Below are 14,562 nucleotides of genomic sequence, written 5' to 3' on the forward strand. Positions count from 1 at the left end.
TCACCCACAATCCGACCACGGTTCAGCCCTCCGTGGCTGGCTCGGAATTGACGAACACGGCGCTCGGCAAATACTATCTTGGTTCCATGACAAAAATCATCCGACAGAGCATAGCGGTCTCGTATGACTTCCCGGTGATCTTTACCCGTAACGCCTTCGATCCCGGAAATCCCGTCCTCGCGGACATCCTGGCCCAAGCCGGGCCAGACCGGCACCGGCTGGCCGCCGTTGTGGACAACGGCGTGGCCCGGGCTTTTCCCGGGATGGAGCAGAAAATCGCCCTCTATTTCCAAAACAGGCCCGTGGGCCTCCTAGCCACGCCGGTTCTTACTGTTCCGGGAGGCGAAGGCGCCAAGGCGGATATGAGCGTTTACCAGGCGGTGCTCAACCTCATCTTCAACGCCAAGTTGTGCCGGCAATCCTTCCTGCTGGTGGTGGGGGGTGGCGCGGTGCTGGATTCGGCGGGTTTCGCGGCAGCCACGGCCCACAGGGGGGTGCGCCTGATACGAATGCCCTCCACAGCGCTTGGGCAAAACGATGCGGGGGTGGGGGTGAAAAACGCGGTCAACCTTTTCGGCCGCAAGAACTTCCTGGGGTCGTTTGCACCTCCATACGCGGTGGTGAACGATCATTCCCTGCTTGAAGGGTTGCCGCTGCGAGAACGCCGGGCAGGCTTGGCCGAGGCGGTCAAGATCTCGCTCATCAAGGACAAGGCTTTCTTTGAGAGACTCTGCCGCGACCAGGACAAGCTGATGGAGCTGGAATCCTCAGCATTCGACTATTCCATTGAGCGTTGCGCCGAACTCCATCTGGAGCACATTGCCACCGGCGGGGACCCGTTCGAGTTCGGCTCTTCCAGGCCCTTGGACTTCGGGCACTGGGCCGCGCACGCTCTGGAGGAAACCACCGGGGGCGAACTGGGGCACGGCGAGGCCGTGGCCATCGGAGTGGCGCTGGACAGCGTGTACTCCAACCTCACCGGGCTTTTGCCGAAGCCGGACCTGGAGCGAATTCTGGCGCTCCTTCCTGGTCTGGGGTTCACCCTCTGGCACCCGGCTCTGGAGTCCCTGGACCTTGAAGCAGCCATGGAAGCCTTCCGGGAACACCTTGGCGGACGGCTTTTCCTAAGCCTCATCACCGGGCTCGGCTCAAGCGTGGAAGTAAACGAGGTGGATTTTAGGCTCATGGGCCTGGCCGTTGCCAGCCTCAAGGAGCGCTTCTCGTGAACGACAAGCGGCGCCTCCCCGTCACCTATTGCACCAACATCCACCCTGGCGAATCCTGGGCGGCCACGCTCTTAAGCCTTGAAACGCACACTGTGGCCGTGAAAGACGCTGTCTGCCCGGCCAGCCCGTTCCCCGTGGGGCTTCGCGTGTCCGGACAGGCCAGCCGGGAGATCGACCACCGGGAAGCCGGACGGTTCAAGGAATGGCTCGACAGCAACGGCCTTTTCGTCGTCACGATGAACGGATTCCCCTACGGAACGTTCCACGACAGTCCGGTCAAGGCCCAGGTATACCAACCGGACTGGCGCTCCCCGGTCAGGCTCGAATACACTCTGCGACTGGCCGAACTTCTGTCCCGATGGCTGCCTGAAGGAATGGATGGATCCATATCCACGGTTCCAGTGGGGTTTAAGGCCGACTTCGATCCCTCCCAGACAGAACTGGCCCGGCAAAACCTTATCCGAGCCTTGCAGGGTCTCGACGCTTTGGCGCAGCGCACGGGCAAACGCATCCGGCTCTCGCTCGAACCCGAGCCCGGCTGCTTGCTGGAAACCACCCCCGAATTGGTGGTTTTTTTCGCCAACCTGAAAGTTTCAGACACACTCCGTGAACACCTGGCCGTCTGCTACGACTGCTGCCACCAGGCCCTACAGTTCGAAGATCCGGGCCAGTCGCTCAGGCTCTTGGAGGACAATTCGATTTGCATCGGCCACGTCCAGGTATCCTCGGCCCTGCACCTGCCCTGCCCCGACCTTTCCCGCCTGTCCCGCTTCGACGAGCCGGTGTACCTGCACCAGTGTGTTGCCAGGCATGGAAACGGCAGCCTTGAACGCTTTGACGATCTGGGGCTGGCCCTGGGCGCAACCGGTGGCGCACACAAGGATACCCCGGGCGCTTGCGCGGAAGACACCGAGTGCTGGAGGGTGCATTTCCATCTGCCGGTCTTTCTGCCCGAACTTCCGGAATGCCTGACCACTCAGGAGTTTCTGAAACAATTCCTTCCGATGCTGCCAGCCGATGTTCCATTGGAGGTGGAGACCTACACCTTCGCCGTCCTCCCCAGAGAGCTTCAAACCGCAACAGTGGTGGAATCGATCGTCAGAGAAATCGAATGGGTGGATTCTTGCCGCCGCGGTTTGGTGTAAGAAGAGACCGAACGCAGCTTCGCCCTCCTGGTTTGACAAAAGAAAAACCCCGCCAAAAAGCGCGGGGTAAACACATCAACAGAACTTTCCAGCCTGTCAGCTTCCCCCAAGGCGTTCCCTTACAGCCTCGCTCACGGCTTTGCGATCCACTTTGCCGTTGGCATTGCGAGGTAACTCCTTAAAGAACAGCACACGGCCTGGGAGCATGTACGAGGGCAGAAGTTTGGACACCTCCTCCAGAAGCGCTTCCTCGGCGTGTTCTCCGTCGCGGGCTGGGCCGGAAATGGCGATGGCCAGTTCCGGTTCGGCCGCCCCCGGCACGAGCAGGGCCGCTGTTTCCAATACCCCGGGCAGGCTTCCGAAAGCAGCCTCCACATCCTCCAGTTCCACACGCTGGCCGCGAATTTTCACCTGGTTGTCCGCCCTGCCCATGTAAAAGATCACGCCTGATTCGTCGGCCAGGGCCAGATCGCCAGTGTCGTAGACCATGTCCCCCAACTCCGGGTTGATGGGATTGACAATAAAGGCCTTGGCGGTTTTGTAGGGGTCCCGCCAGTATCCGGCGGTAACCTGCGCTCCGCGTATCATGAGCCGCCCGGCGGTTCCGGGAGGAACGGGCCGGTTGTCCTTGTCCAGGATCAGGCATTCGGCCTGGGCCGTGGGCAACCCGATGGGGATGGACTTGCCCGGAAGGACCGTGTCGATGGCATGGTGCGCCACCACGATGGTTGACTCTGTCGGGCCGTAGAAGTTGTACATGGCGCAATTTGGAAGGGCCTCGCGCCAAGCTTGGGCCATGCCGGGCAGCAGAGGTTCGCCGGCAAAGATGGCGGCCCGGAGTTCCGGGAATGCCCCAGGCGTGAGCTGCCGGGTCTTCACCATCATGGATATCACAGAGGGCACGCTGTTCCAGCAGGTGATGCCCCGCTTGCGGATGAACGGGCCGGGGAAGGCCTTTTCCCCAGCCGTCTCCAGCGGATGGACGCTGGCTCCCGCGAAGAACGCCCCGAAGATGTCCTGGACGGAAATATCGAAGGTGGGACTGGCGTGGTTGGAAAGACGGTCACCTGGGTTCACGGCCAGTCGCTTGACGAACCAATCCAGATACGCCCTGGCATTGGCGTGGCGCACCATGACGCCTTTTGGGCGGCCGGTGGAGCCGGAAGTATAGAGCAGGTAGGCCAGATCGTGGCTGATGTTCCGCTGTGGCTTCGGGGCGGCGGCGTTTGCCGCGTCGTCCATGCAAGCCAGTTCTCCCGCAGCGGAGAGGCCTACGGGCAGGTCTTCAGGGAGCGCTCCGTCCATGACCACCACGATCTTGGGCCTCAGCCCGCATTCCGAAATGGCGGCGGCCAGAAAAGGCAGCATCGCGTTTGAAGTCAACAGCGCTTCAGGCGCGGCGTCCTCCAGGACGCGGGCAATTCGCGAAGGCGGATTGTTCACTCCGAGCGGCAGATAGCAGCCGTCCGCCCTGAGCACGCCGAGCATGGCCGTCACGCACTCCACCGAACTTTCGAGCAGGATGCCCCCGCGCGCTCCCCGTGAAAAACCCGCCTCCTGCAGCAGCCTGGCCAACTTCCATGCCCGGCCGTGCAAGGCGGAATAGCTCACTGTCTCCTGGGAACCCACCACGGCCGGAGCGTCCGGGGTGCGCCCCGCCCAACCCTCCACGGCCATATGGATGAGATGTGGAGAGAGGGCTCCGCTCATGATTCCAGCACCTCCTGTTCCCGCAAGAACACCTGAATGCTTTGCACGGAAGTCAACTCGCCAATCAAATCGGGGGAGATAGGCACGCCGGCCCAATCCTCCAGGGCGAGAATAAGGTCCACGTGCGCAAGCGAGCTCCAGCCCCTGGTCTTACCCATGGCCCCGTCGGGGCCGATGTCTTCAACCGCCAGGGTTTTGCTGAAGAAACTGCTGAACTCCTGGATCGAACGTTTGGTCATGGCAACTTCACTCTCTGGATGCTCCGTGCTTCAACGGAGACGGCGGCAAAACCGTCGTGCGTTTTACTCCGAAGGTCATTGTGACGCGTCAATTATAAACGACTCCAAGATTACGCATGAAAGGCCAATACGATGTAACCGTGGTGTACCATGTGACAGGAGTGGCCACGAACGGAAAGAATCCGAAGGCGATAGGCTGTGGAGCCATATTGGGAGGAACGCCGCACGTTGCCTGCGGGAAGGGGATTCCGAAAAAGTTACGGAGATCGCCCTGCATCTGCTGGCCGGGGAAGAGCTTCTCCTGGATGAACGCTCGTGCGAAAAGCCGGGCATGGATGAGCTTGCCCGTGATGTAGTACATGATGCCGCGCCTGGCATCGGGTGCTTCGGCCACGTCGTTCAGGCAAAAAGCCTGCCTGGCCTCCCCGAGATCCACGATCCGCACGTTGTCGAACCCTGAGAGGGCGCGCCCGATTTCGCTGGTGAAGAAGGGGCGGTAAGACGTGTCCGCGTCCTTTTCCGTGAGGTTGTAAAGGGGCATGAGGTGCAGAACGAACATGTTGCCCCGTTCCTTGGCCATAGCCGCGAATACCGTCAGGAACTGGAGATAGATGTCGCGGGCGAGCTTTGAGCGGAAGAGTTCGTCAGGCTTGAGAAACGGCGTGACCGGCGATGTGGTCAAGACGGGAGCGCCATAATTATTGGAATGACTCCGCAGCATTCCGACCAGCTCGCGGTGGTCGATCTTGTCGAACTGATTGAGCACGGCGTGCTCGAACCCGAAAAATGAGTCCAGGGCCTGCGCCACTTTGCCGCGCGCGGAGCGAAACGCCTTGAAGGCTTCGGCCATGAGATCTTTTGCGGGTGTGGCAGGGGGATGGACAGCTTTTTGCGAGTCCTCGTATTCGTCCAGCAGGGCGCGAAGTTTGGCGGTGTGGGGCGGCAGGGATGCGAAGCCGGCGTCGATCTCATCCAGCATGAGCCTGGCGTGGTATATTTCGAAGTCGAAAATGCCCAGAACCAACGCCCCCGGAACCGTGGTGTAGACCAATGTCTTGCCGCTGTTGGCCGTCAGCACGTCGTGCAGTACCTGGATATCGGCGTGGAGGCCGAAGTTCAGATCCGGGTTTCCCACGAATGTGAACCCGCCGGGCGCGCCGTGTTCCTCTTCGAGAACATAGTTGATCAGGCGCGGAGTGAAAGCCTTCTTCAGGTTCACCCCTGCTAGCCTTTGGGAGTAGTAGGCGTCGTGGCTCATGACAATGCACCCCGAGAGATACATGAGATGCTCTCCCTGGATGGCACGCGGCCCGGTTACGTGCACGAACAGCGGTTCCTGGCTGAAAATGCGGACAGCGAAAATCAGGAAGAATCCGGCCGCGAAGGCACACACCGCCCAAAAACACGCCTTTCTAGAACTTGCCATAGAAGACCTCGGGCGTGATGGAGAGCTCTGTTCCTCCGTTCGACGCCCAAAGCAGACCCAGCGCGATATGGCAAGCCAGACCGGTCAAAAACCAGTACATGATGTTCCCAGCGGTTGATTCAATGAACTTTTCAAATAGCATGTCAGGATCCTTGCGCTAAAAAATCGCCATGGACTCTTGAAAAGTCGTGATAGACGCCGAGCGCCATCTCCCTGATTGCCGGCGCGTCGAAGAGCCGTTTCCCGAGATACAGAAGCTCCCAGCGCTGCCAGAACGCCGCGCCGTCCAAAGACGCGAGCATGGCGTTTTTTTTCAGGTTTTCCAGGTAATTATCAGCGGCACACTTGTATACTGCGAAATAAAACATCAGGAGAGGATGGTGCAGCGGTTTCAGGATGTCGCCGCTCTTCCAGGCCTCCATGTAGATGTCGCGGCGCTCGTTCCAGAGAGTGCACGCGGCCTTGCCTTCGCGAGCCAGGCAGGTGAGGTCGAAGATCGAGGCCGGATAGATATCGATCAATTCCGATTGGGCGTTGAATATGGGGAGGAAGGGATAGATACGGCAATGCAAGGGGCGCATCCGTTCGCCTCCGCAAACGCCTTTGAGTTTGCAATCCACGGCAACGAGGCGGATGGGGCCGGGACCGCCGAAATCGAAGACGATCTCGCGCGGGGAGGCGTCCGGCGGGATATGGCCGTTGGCCAGCATCCAGTCGTATTCGTCGCCGATATGCAGGATGGACGTGCCTTCGGACGGCAGGAGGTTGAAGGTAAAGTCGCCATGGCGGATATCGCAGCAGTACCCCCCGCACGTTTCCCAGCAATTCTCCTCGAACACGAAGGAAGCCCTGGATATCTCCTCCCACGGGGGAGAAGCCGGCAAGGTCGCCATGGCATCCTGTCGCGTCATGGCCAAGCTCTGCTCATTTCCAGCAGGTCATTGAAGTCCAGGGTCAGGGACAGACAGACGCAGACATAGCCTATTGTGAACACGGAGCAGAAAGTCCGGTAGATGAAGTTATCGCGTATGCCGCTCATATTGGGGATGAATTTGTCTGTCAGGCGCCCATATGCAATGGTTACCACCAAGCCAAAAGACAGGGCAAGGCCGTAGCTGATCCAGCCGATGGAGTCGCCATGCCATGCCCCCATCAAAAAGAACGTGAACACTATGGACACGCACGTGGCCATGAACGTGTCGACAATGATCTTCTTCTTCTTCAGTTTGTACATCATGTTGAAGAAGAGATAATCGCGAAACCATTGCGACAGGGAAATGTGCCATCTCTCCCAGAAGTTCTGTATGTTTCGAGAAAAGAGAGGATAGTTGAAATTTTCCGGAAGCGCGTAGCCCATGGCCCTGGCGCAGGCGATGGCACAGTCTGTATATCCGGAGAAGTTGAAATAGATATAGAAGAAGTAGCAGACGAGACTTATCGCGAACTCGCCGGGAGAGTGGTTCGGCAGCGAAACAGCGGGATTTATCGCCGCGTATTTAAAGAACAGATTGGCTATGAAGAGTACCTTGATGACGCCAACCGAACACCGGAAAATGATGTCGCGCAGGTCGGCCAATGCGAGAGGGGCCGGGTCGGCCGCGGCGTCCGCCTGGAACTGCCGGAATCTGTTGATGGGCCCCGAAACAAAGGCAGGAAAAAAAAGCAGATAGTTGGCTGCGGCCAGCAGGGAGATTCTCTGGGTGGATTTGGCGCTGAACGCGAGAAGGTCCACGCTCCTGAAAAACATGTACGACATGCCAATCCAGGCCAGGAAGCCGAGCTGCGGCTGATACGCACCGAATGTCAGGACATGACAGTAGTACGGGTATTTGAGGATGAGCATTGCCGCGAGAAACAACGAGGTGAGCACCGGATAGACGTATCCGGCTTGCTTGTTCCGCGCTAAAAGGGACGCCCCCCCCACGGCAAGCGTGCAATAGATTGCGACACCAAGGAAAAAGATCCCTTGCGATTTCCAGGAAAGCCCAGCAAGTGCTGCCAGCATGGCCACGTTGTATATGAGAAGCAGAAGTTGTCTGGATTTTGGAGAGGCGAAGCGCGTATTAATGACGCGGAATGCAATGACGCTTATTAGAAAAACAATGAAGAAAAAGAAGCTGGTGAAGTAGTTCGACATAGATACGTGTCTGACGGCCCCTGATGCCAAAGGTATAGTGAATTTTTCATAGCCTGTTTCCCCTCTCGTTTCAACCCGGAGTTTCCCTCGGGCGGTTGTGCGTACGCAGTATCGCTTGAGGAGAAAGATTCTCACACAAATGGAAAAGCAAACGCGGCCGGCATGGCGATGGGCCGGCATGGTGGTTTGTCCGGCTCACAAGTCGGTGGGCGGCAAGTCGCGATCCGCTCTGCTTGGGAGTGGCCGCGCAAGTGTGATTTCATTGCAGATTTCAAGAAGGAATAAGGAAAAAGGAGGATCGTCAAACTGACTATTCGTTAAAAAAACCGAAGATTCGCTGGCGCTTGAGCCTGATTGTCAGGCAGCCTCCCCTTCCTTCAGGTGTGGCTCTTACGGTGCGCTTGTGCGAATCCTCTTATTATGCGCCTCAGTGCGCTCGGTATGGTCGTTACGATTTATTTCGCTCACCCCTCCGTTGGAGGTTGATAACCATTGCCCTTACTTTCACAAATAGTCACCGTTCGCGGTATGTCCAGTCCCTGGGAGCCAAAAAAAAGGCCGCTCCCACCAGGGAACGGCCTTTTCTGAAAGAGACCGCTTAAAACCCGCAGGTTTTGAGAATATCTCCCAGCACCTTGTCCGAATCAAAGAACTCCTCGGCAATTCGCCTGGCGGCCTTGCGGTGTGTGGGATAGTTCGAAACCACATTTTCGATGGCGGCTTTGGCGTTGTCCACTCCGTCGAAGGTCACGAGCCCCTCGCCAACGGGAAGGAACGTGCCGAATCCGGTGTCCTCCACGATGACAGGACGCCCTGAGGCCAGATAGCTGGCGGACCGGTCGGAAAACCACCCGGATTTGAGCTGGATGTTCTGCTCTTTGGCCACGGTGAACTCGGCCGTGGAGTTCAAGATATAGTCGTGGTAGGCCCATATGTCCTTGGAAAGGTCCAGGGCGTTTTTCACATGCCAGCCGTGCCCGGCGAAACGCTGGGCGTCCTCCTTCATGCCGCTCATGGTGAGGTCCAGCGTGACTCCAGGGAGCTTGCCGGGAAGATCGATGATCTGCTCGTACTTCTCGCTCTTGCGCCAGGAAAGCTTCTTGCCTTCATGCACGATGTCGCGCCCCTGGGCGTCCCAGTTGCCTATGGTGGTGAAGCCTGACCCTGGGCTGTCCACATTGGGCCACATGTCCAACACGATGGGCACCCGGGTGGGAGTGTAGTCGATGCCGGAGAGGGCCACGCCGGTGGAGCCGGTGGGTATGTTGTGTCCCCAGGTGAAAAACACGTCGTGCTGCTTGAAATAGTCCCGGGTCCATTCGTCGTTTGCGATCTTGGACTGGGTGAAGATGGGGTCGGTGTCGATTATGGCCCGCACCTTGGCCTTCATGTAGTTTTCACGCAGGGGAATGACGCCGGACACGTTCAGGAAGAGATCCGCATCCAGGCAAAAACGGTCCAGGTCTTCGCGCTGCATCCCGTAGAGTTTGTTCTCGAAGATCGTGTTGTAAGCCCAGCTGTTGGGAAGCCCGATGCGTTCGAAGGCCTCGCCAACCACCTTGCGCCCGTGGCTGGAGTCAGCGGAGGCAAACCCCTTGTTGGGGTCAAAAGGCAGGGCCCATTCAGCGGTATCCTCCACGAAAACAACTTCATGCCCGAGGCGGGTAAGGCCTTCCATATAGTGCATGATCATCCACACCTGGCCTCCCAGAGGGAAGCTCACCGCGTACCCGCCGACAACGATCTTCAACTTGCGCATAATCAGGAACCTTTCTTAACGATGGACTTAAGTTGCGAGGCGGGCAGCGTCTTTTTCAAGTCGGCCATGCGGGTAGCCCCGTCACGAACAGTAACCAAGGGAATATTCTGCTGCTCCACCCAGGCGGAAACAGCGTCCATACTCTCGGCGGGATATGGTTCCCAGCCTATCTTGTCGCCCACGCCGTGGAAGCAGAAGACCACCCATCCGCCGTGCTCGAGGCAATGATCCTTCATGATGCGGATAAGCTGCTGTGGCGAGTCGTGCTCGTGGACCATAAAACGCTTGATTGCATACGGGTCGAAGGAGCCGGGCCTGTTGTCTGAATCCCGCCCTGTGCAGGCGCGGGAATAGTACCGTTTGCTGACAACCTCGACATCGTCGGTCCAGTAGTTGTGCGGGGCAATGTAGGTATCAACGTTGAAACCATATTCTGTCAGGATTCGCTTGGAATCCTCCATCTCCCGCTGGTAGCAGCCCGCCCGGATGCCAAGTGCGGACGGATCGCCGCACCGAAATGGATGGACATGCAGTTCAGCAATGGCCTGGTCCAGCCAGTACGAGCCCTTGGTGGCGTCGACCTGCTCCAGATTCTCAACGGACTTGAGCGGTTTTCCATCTTGAAAGAGGGCGGCAATCCGTTCGTAATCGTACATGGCCTGGTAGTGTTCAGGGTGTTTCTCGTCCACGCGCCAGCCCGTGATGATTTCCTGCTCGTAGGTTTTTGGTATCTGGATCGGACGGCTGTGGGTCATGCTGTGGGAGGCTATTTCCCAGCCGCTTCGCTCGAGCTCGCGTACCTGCTCGAGGTTCATGTAGTCGTTGTTGCCAGACAGCATCCTGGTGACCACTATGCCAGCCGTGGCAACCTGTCCACGCCGTTTCAGGATGGGGAGTGAATACGTGTAGTTGGTCACTATGCCGTCGTCGAAAACGAACGTGACCATGCCCTTGGGGAGGCGGGACTCCGCGGCCAGCACGGGTGAAGGCAAAGCGCAGGCCACTCCCAATGCGGAGAGTACCCCAAGAAAACGGCGTCTGTTCATGCGCAAGGACTCCTCGACTCCACGACTATCCCCAGCCCGTATACTCCTGAGGGCTGCATGCCGCAGGCATCTAGCAAGGACTGAGCCATTTAAGGCTTGGGGAGGAACATTCCCGACAGGCTGGCGCTGCGGGAAGGGTTCCAGTATAGGAAATCACATCCAAAATCAAACCGCCCCACTCCCGGATGACGTTTTTTGCCCTCGCCGGGAAAAAATCGTAACCGGACACACCGCTTGACCCCGTCGTGCAACCTGCTAGGAGCCCTTTCTCGGAGGAACGTATGCACAGTCCAAGAATTACCGCACTCCTCACCGGCTGTCTGCTCCTGACGGGCATGCTCCACCAGGCCTGGGCAGAATCGAAGTATTTCCAGGCATCGCAAAGGCATTTCGAAGCTCTGGCGGCCAAGGCCGCCACCCTGGCTACGGACCTGGACGCACCCGGCGAGAAAAACGCGTGCAACTATTTTACCGCCACAGCCATGATCTACGCCATCCGGGCCCATGCCCTGGCGCAACTTTCCGACGTGGCCTCCCAGCTCAAGCTCCCCGAGGAGAAAGCCCTGTTGCGCCAGAAGCTGGTCGAAACCCAGGCCTACGCCAGCAGGTATATCCAGGGGGACCTCAAGGTGCTGGAGGGCTTGGCATCTTCCTCCAAAAACTCACGCATCCGGGATATCGGAATGAAACTTATTAACGAGCTGCGCGTCTTCGATAACAACGCCTCTTCGGCAGTCAAGGGATAGCGGGAATTCGTGCAGATATTTTCGCGTGACTAGCCCTGGTCACGGGGGATTCTCCCAAAAGGCACATGAATACTTGATCTCAAGTGGATCTCTACTGCGTGAGGCCGGGCCCGGCTATCCATGCTCCCAGAGAGCGGTGATCCTTCATCCCTGAAACCAACGGGTAGTAAAGCCTGGAAACGCTCAGGTAGACCCGCTCTCCGGCCCGGGCCGAACCCAGGGGAACCGTCAAGGTTGCGACGCGTCCGGTGGAACCGTCCAGCACGGCCTGCGAAAGCACCTTGCCAGGAGCCAAAAGTCGTACCCGAACAGCCAAGGCGGCCAGATCGGGATGGGTCAGCCCGATGTCGAAGCTCCACGGCCCATCGCCTTGGAGAGTGAAGGACGAGGCCCCGGAACTCCACAGAACCATCCTTCCCTCGACCTTTTCAGGCCCCGCGAGCCCCTGCAGGTCTTGCGATCCGGACGGGGGGTAGCTCGCAAGCCCCAAACGGGCGGATGTGGCCGCGAACCCGGCGTTGTGCACATTCAGAAGCAGCGCTGCCGCGACGCACAAAGACACGGCCCAGCCGGCCCTACGTCCGGCGACAGCGGTTGACCAGCCCCCGTCCGAATCCTCCAGGCGCAGGCACCAGGCCAGCACCGCGAAGAACAACAGCCACACAGCCGGTATGTAGATCATCTCCTGGAACAAGCCGAAACCGTGAAACACCGCCAGCGAGAACAGCACGGCCAGACTCATGGCGTCTGCCCGCAAGCGATGCCTTCGAAACACAAGCTGGGCAGCCCGTCCGGCCAGGAGCATCCAGGCGGCAAGACCCAGCAAGCCCCCCCCGGCGAAAATCTGGATGAAGAGGTTGTGGGTGGCCTCGAACACTTCTGCGTCCCGGGGGATTGCGCCGGACAGTTTGCTTTTGGAGGCGTCCATGAGGTGCGGATAGTGCCAGGCGTATGTCTCGTAACCCATCCCGGCAACTGGAGATTCCATGCCCACGAGAATTCCGCTTGCGAACACGGTGGGTCTGGGAGTCTCGGAAAACCGTTCCAGGCGCTGGCTGATCATGGTGGCGAGGGGAAAGTTGAGCAGCGAGATTCGAGTGACTGACAGCGCTCCGTATACCCCAAGCGCCACCACGGCCACCGCCGCGCCGCCAAGAGCCGCCCCTTTGGCCATGCGGCGATAGTTGAGGGCGAAAAGGTCGAAGCCACTCACTGCGGCCACCACGCAGGCCACCGCGAGAATTCCGGACACCAGCCAGGCGGCCCGGGCCATGGTCAGCACCATTGCGGCCAGGCACGCGGCCAAAATGGCGTAAAGAAGCCAGGCGCCCCGCTTTCTCCCCAGGAGAAAAAGCAGGGGAAAACCGACGCAGACATACTCCGCGAACCAGCCGGGGTTTAAAAAAAGCGACGTGAGACGGTCGCTCATGGCAAAGGCCTTGCCCCTGGCCAGAAAATATTCCGCCAGGCCAAAACCCAGGGCCGCAGGGAGGGACGCGGCCACGCCCCTGGCGAAATGCACCGGGGCCTCCCCTGCCTGAAACCGGGACATCTCCCAGGCGAAAAGCGCATACAGGGCCAACCGGTCCATGGCGGCCAGGGAGTAGAAGGAGCTCTTGGCCACGGAATAGGCCGCCATGCGGGCAAATCCGAGAGGACCAAGCTCAAGGCAGGCCTGCAGGAACTCCCGGATCGGCAGGAGTGGCAGTCCGGCCAGCATGATCCCCACAAAGCCCAAAAGCCACATGCGCAGCGGGCCGTAGGCTTGCGGAGCATGGTCTATGCGGTTGCCAAACAGCATGAGCAGGACCGCCATGCTCACAAGATAATGGAGCACCTGGGCGTGGGCCGAGTAGGACTGGAAGCCGAAGAAGACCAGCACGGCCCCAAAGGCGGCCAGCATGTGGGGAATGAACTGCCTGCGCCACAGGCAGAAAACGCACGCAACCGGAAGAGCCAAAACGAACAGCTTGCCCCGCCCGCTCATCTCCCAGCACAGCATGCCGGACAACAAGGCGTTGCAGGCAAGAAAGGCGGCCTTCAAGGCGAACACGGCGCGGGAAGGAGTCATGCGAGGGCTCTCTAGCCCAACCGCTCCCAGAAATCGAGCGTGGCCTTTCGCTGCGGGCCAAGCCCGTATGCCTGAGCCGTGCGGGCGCAGCCGTCCAGGACCTGAAGGAGAGGGTCGCCCCCCGCGGACCACAATCCCAAGGCGTTTTCCAGGGCCAGCGACGCCCCGAGCACATCGTTATCCGGGCTGAAGAAGCCGTTTCCTCCCCACCCGACGGAATCCATGGGGCACTCAGGCACATACCTGCCAGGCGCGGCCTGACGCATGTAGTCCCACCCGCCGAACCCGGCGAACCCAACGGGTATGGCCCCGCTGGCCATTGCCTCCAAGGGCGGCAGCGGGCAGCCCTCGGGAAAACCCGTGGCCAAAAAGACATGGCTTTGACCCAAGGCTCTGGCCACGCCGGCCTGATCCATTCCCTGGATTTCCAGCCATGCGGGCGAAAAGCGCCCCCTGGCCTGGATGACGGCCTTTATCTGGTCGGCCAGGGCCTTATTCTTGCGGGGCATGTAGGCCACAGTAAGCGTTTCCGGTTTGTCCGCCGGAGCCTGAAAGAGTTCCAGGTCGATGCCTGGGCGCAGGATGGGAGCCTTCACACCCAAGCTCTCTTCAATAAACCAGGAAACCGGCCGGGACACGGCCATGAACGAGACACCCAGACTGCGCCAGTCCACCCCTTCGGGCAGGCCCGTAAACAGGTAGGCCCAGTTCTGGACGTACACCAGGCAGCGCGACCCGGCCCGAAGCCCAGGAGCCAGCGCGTTCACCCAGCCCTCCGGCACCACCCAGACGTCGTCCGACTGTAGGTTCGCGTCCGCGAAATCCACCTCGGGCAGCCCTTGGGAATCCGGCCGCCAGCCGGCCCGCTCCCGCAACACCAGCGAGACGTCGTGCCCGGCATCGCGCAGAAAACCGGCCATGCGGCACAGAACCGCAACCCCTCCTGCCGCCTTGCGCACCGGAGGAATAAAAAAGAGAGTCCTGGACTGTTTGGTTTGCATCGTGTCACACCGTTTTGCTAAGAGCTAGGAAGCAGTCCATCAACAAACCTCCGCAC

At 59.5% G+C, this 14,562-nt stretch carries 13 protein-coding genes; 3 read left to right on the forward strand and 10 right to left on the reverse strand.

Annotation, left to right across the window (positions count from 1 at the left end; translation table 11 throughout):
- The first annotated feature begins 86 nt into the window (after positions 1 to 86).
- A complete protein-coding gene (locus HY795_11905; protein MBI4805928.1) occupies positions 87 to 1,226 on the forward strand; it encodes a 3-dehydroquinate synthase in 1,140 nt (379 codons plus the stop codon).
- Positions 1,223 to 2,371, forward strand: a complete 1,149-nt coding sequence (gene eboE / locus HY795_11910; protein ID MBI4805929.1) for a metabolite traffic protein EboE — start codon at positions 1,223 to 1,225, stop codon at positions 2,369 to 2,371. The genes HY795_11905 and eboE overlap by 4 nt, the downstream gene beginning before the upstream one ends.
- Before the next feature lie 96 nt (positions 2,372 to 2,467).
- Here eboE and HY795_11915 read toward each other — a convergent pair whose 3' ends face one another.
- From HY795_11915 to HY795_11950, 8 genes are all read right to left on the reverse strand, one after another.
- On the reverse strand, positions 2,468 to 4,081 hold the full coding sequence (locus tag HY795_11915) for an amino acid adenylation domain-containing protein (GenBank protein ID MBI4805930.1): 1,614 nt from the start codon (positions 4,079 to 4,081) through the stop codon (positions 2,468 to 2,470).
- Entirely contained in the window at positions 4,078 to 4,320 is a 243-nt protein-coding gene (locus HY795_11920; GenBank protein MBI4805931.1) for an acyl carrier protein, read from the reverse strand. The genes HY795_11915 and HY795_11920 overlap by 4 nt, the downstream gene beginning before the upstream one ends.
- 88 nt (positions 4,321 to 4,408) lie before the next feature.
- A complete protein-coding gene (locus tag HY795_11925) occupies positions 4,409 to 5,746 on the reverse strand; it encodes a hypothetical protein (GenBank protein MBI4805932.1) in 1,338 nt (445 codons plus the stop codon).
- Positions 5,733 to 5,888, reverse strand: a complete 156-nt coding sequence (locus tag HY795_11930) for a hypothetical protein (protein ID MBI4805933.1) — start codon at positions 5,886 to 5,888, stop codon at positions 5,733 to 5,735. The genes HY795_11925 and HY795_11930 overlap by 14 nt, the downstream gene beginning before the upstream one ends.
- Before the next feature lies 1 nt (position 5,889).
- Positions 5,890 to 6,657, reverse strand: coding sequence for a hypothetical protein (locus tag HY795_11935; protein MBI4805934.1), 768 nt, complete (start codon positions 6,655 to 6,657; stop codon positions 5,890 to 5,892).
- On the reverse strand, positions 6,654 to 7,883 hold the full coding sequence (locus HY795_11940; protein ID MBI4805935.1) for a hypothetical protein: 1,230 nt from the start codon (positions 7,881 to 7,883) through the stop codon (positions 6,654 to 6,656). The genes HY795_11935 and HY795_11940 overlap by 4 nt, the downstream gene beginning before the upstream one ends.
- Before the next feature lie 598 nt (positions 7,884 to 8,481).
- A complete protein-coding gene (locus HY795_11945) occupies positions 8,482 to 9,645 on the reverse strand; it encodes a glycosyltransferase family 1 protein (GenBank protein MBI4805936.1) in 1,164 nt (387 codons plus the stop codon).
- Positions 9,645 to 10,688 (reverse strand): polysaccharide deacetylase family protein, encoded by a 1,044-nt coding sequence (locus tag HY795_11950; protein ID MBI4805937.1) that lies wholly within the window; start codon positions 10,686 to 10,688, stop codon positions 9,645 to 9,647. The genes HY795_11945 and HY795_11950 overlap by 1 nt, the downstream gene beginning before the upstream one ends.
- A gap of 281 nt (positions 10,689 to 10,969) precedes the next feature.
- Between HY795_11950 and HY795_11955 the strand changes: the two genes are divergently transcribed.
- Positions 10,970 to 11,434, forward strand: a complete 465-nt coding sequence (locus HY795_11955; GenBank protein ID MBI4805938.1) for a hypothetical protein — start codon at positions 10,970 to 10,972, stop codon at positions 11,432 to 11,434.
- A gap of 91 nt (positions 11,435 to 11,525) precedes the next feature.
- On the opposite strand, the gene HY795_11960 is transcribed toward HY795_11955, so the two are convergent.
- Together HY795_11960 and HY795_11965 are read right to left on the reverse strand one after the other, a co-directional pair.
- Positions 11,526 to 13,505 (reverse strand): O-antigen ligase family protein, encoded by a 1,980-nt coding sequence (locus HY795_11960; protein MBI4805939.1) that lies wholly within the window; start codon positions 13,503 to 13,505, stop codon positions 11,526 to 11,528.
- Between the two features lie 11 nt (positions 13,506 to 13,516).
- The gene (locus HY795_11965) at positions 13,517 to 14,506 is read right to left on the reverse strand and encodes a glycosyltransferase family 1 protein (protein ID MBI4805940.1); all 990 of its coding nucleotides are present in this window, start codon (positions 14,504 to 14,506) and stop codon (positions 13,517 to 13,519) included.
- Between the last annotated feature and the right edge of the window lie 56 nt (positions 14,507 to 14,562).

Source organism: Desulfovibrio sp. (assembly GCA_016208105.1).
In the GTDB taxonomy this organism is placed as follows: domain Bacteria; phylum Desulfobacterota; class Desulfovibrionia; order Desulfovibrionales; family Desulfovibrionaceae; genus Fundidesulfovibrio.

Coding starts and splice junctions, on each gene's coding strand:
- HY795_11930 (MBI4805933.1), bottom strand. CDS start 5,888: ATGCTATTTGAAAAGTTCATTGAATCAACCGCTGGGAACATCATGTAC.
- HY795_11920 (MBI4805931.1), bottom strand. CDS start 4,320: ATGACCAAACGTTCGATCCAGGAGTTCAGCAGTTTCTTCAGCAAAACC.
- HY795_11960 (MBI4805939.1), bottom strand. CDS start 13,505: ATGACTCCTTCCCGCGCCGTGTTCGCCTTGAAGGCCGCCTTTCTTGCC.
- HY795_11915 (MBI4805930.1), bottom strand. CDS start 4,081: ATGAGCGGAGCCCTCTCTCCACATCTCATCCATATGGCCGTGGAGGGT.
- HY795_11925 (MBI4805932.1), bottom strand. CDS start 5,746: ATGGCAAGTTCTAGAAAGGCGTGTTTTTGGGCGGTGTGTGCCTTCGCG.
- HY795_11935 (MBI4805934.1), bottom strand. CDS start 6,657: ATGACGCGACAGGATGCCATGGCGACCTTGCCGGCTTCTCCCCCGTGG.
- HY795_11940 (MBI4805935.1), bottom strand. CDS start 7,883: ATGTCGAACTACTTCACCAGCTTCTTTTTCTTCATTGTTTTTCTAATA.
- HY795_11950 (MBI4805937.1), bottom strand. CDS start 10,688: ATGAACAGACGCCGTTTTCTTGGGGTACTCTCCGCATTGGGAGTGGCC.
- HY795_11965 (MBI4805940.1), bottom strand. CDS start 14,506: ATGCAAACCAAACAGTCCAGGACTCTCTTTTTTATTCCTCCGGTGCGC.
- HY795_11905 (MBI4805928.1), top strand. CDS start 87: ATGACAAAAATCATCCGACAGAGCATAGCGGTCTCGTATGACTTCCCG.
- HY795_11955 (MBI4805938.1), top strand. CDS start 10,970: ATGCACAGTCCAAGAATTACCGCACTCCTCACCGGCTGTCTGCTCCTG.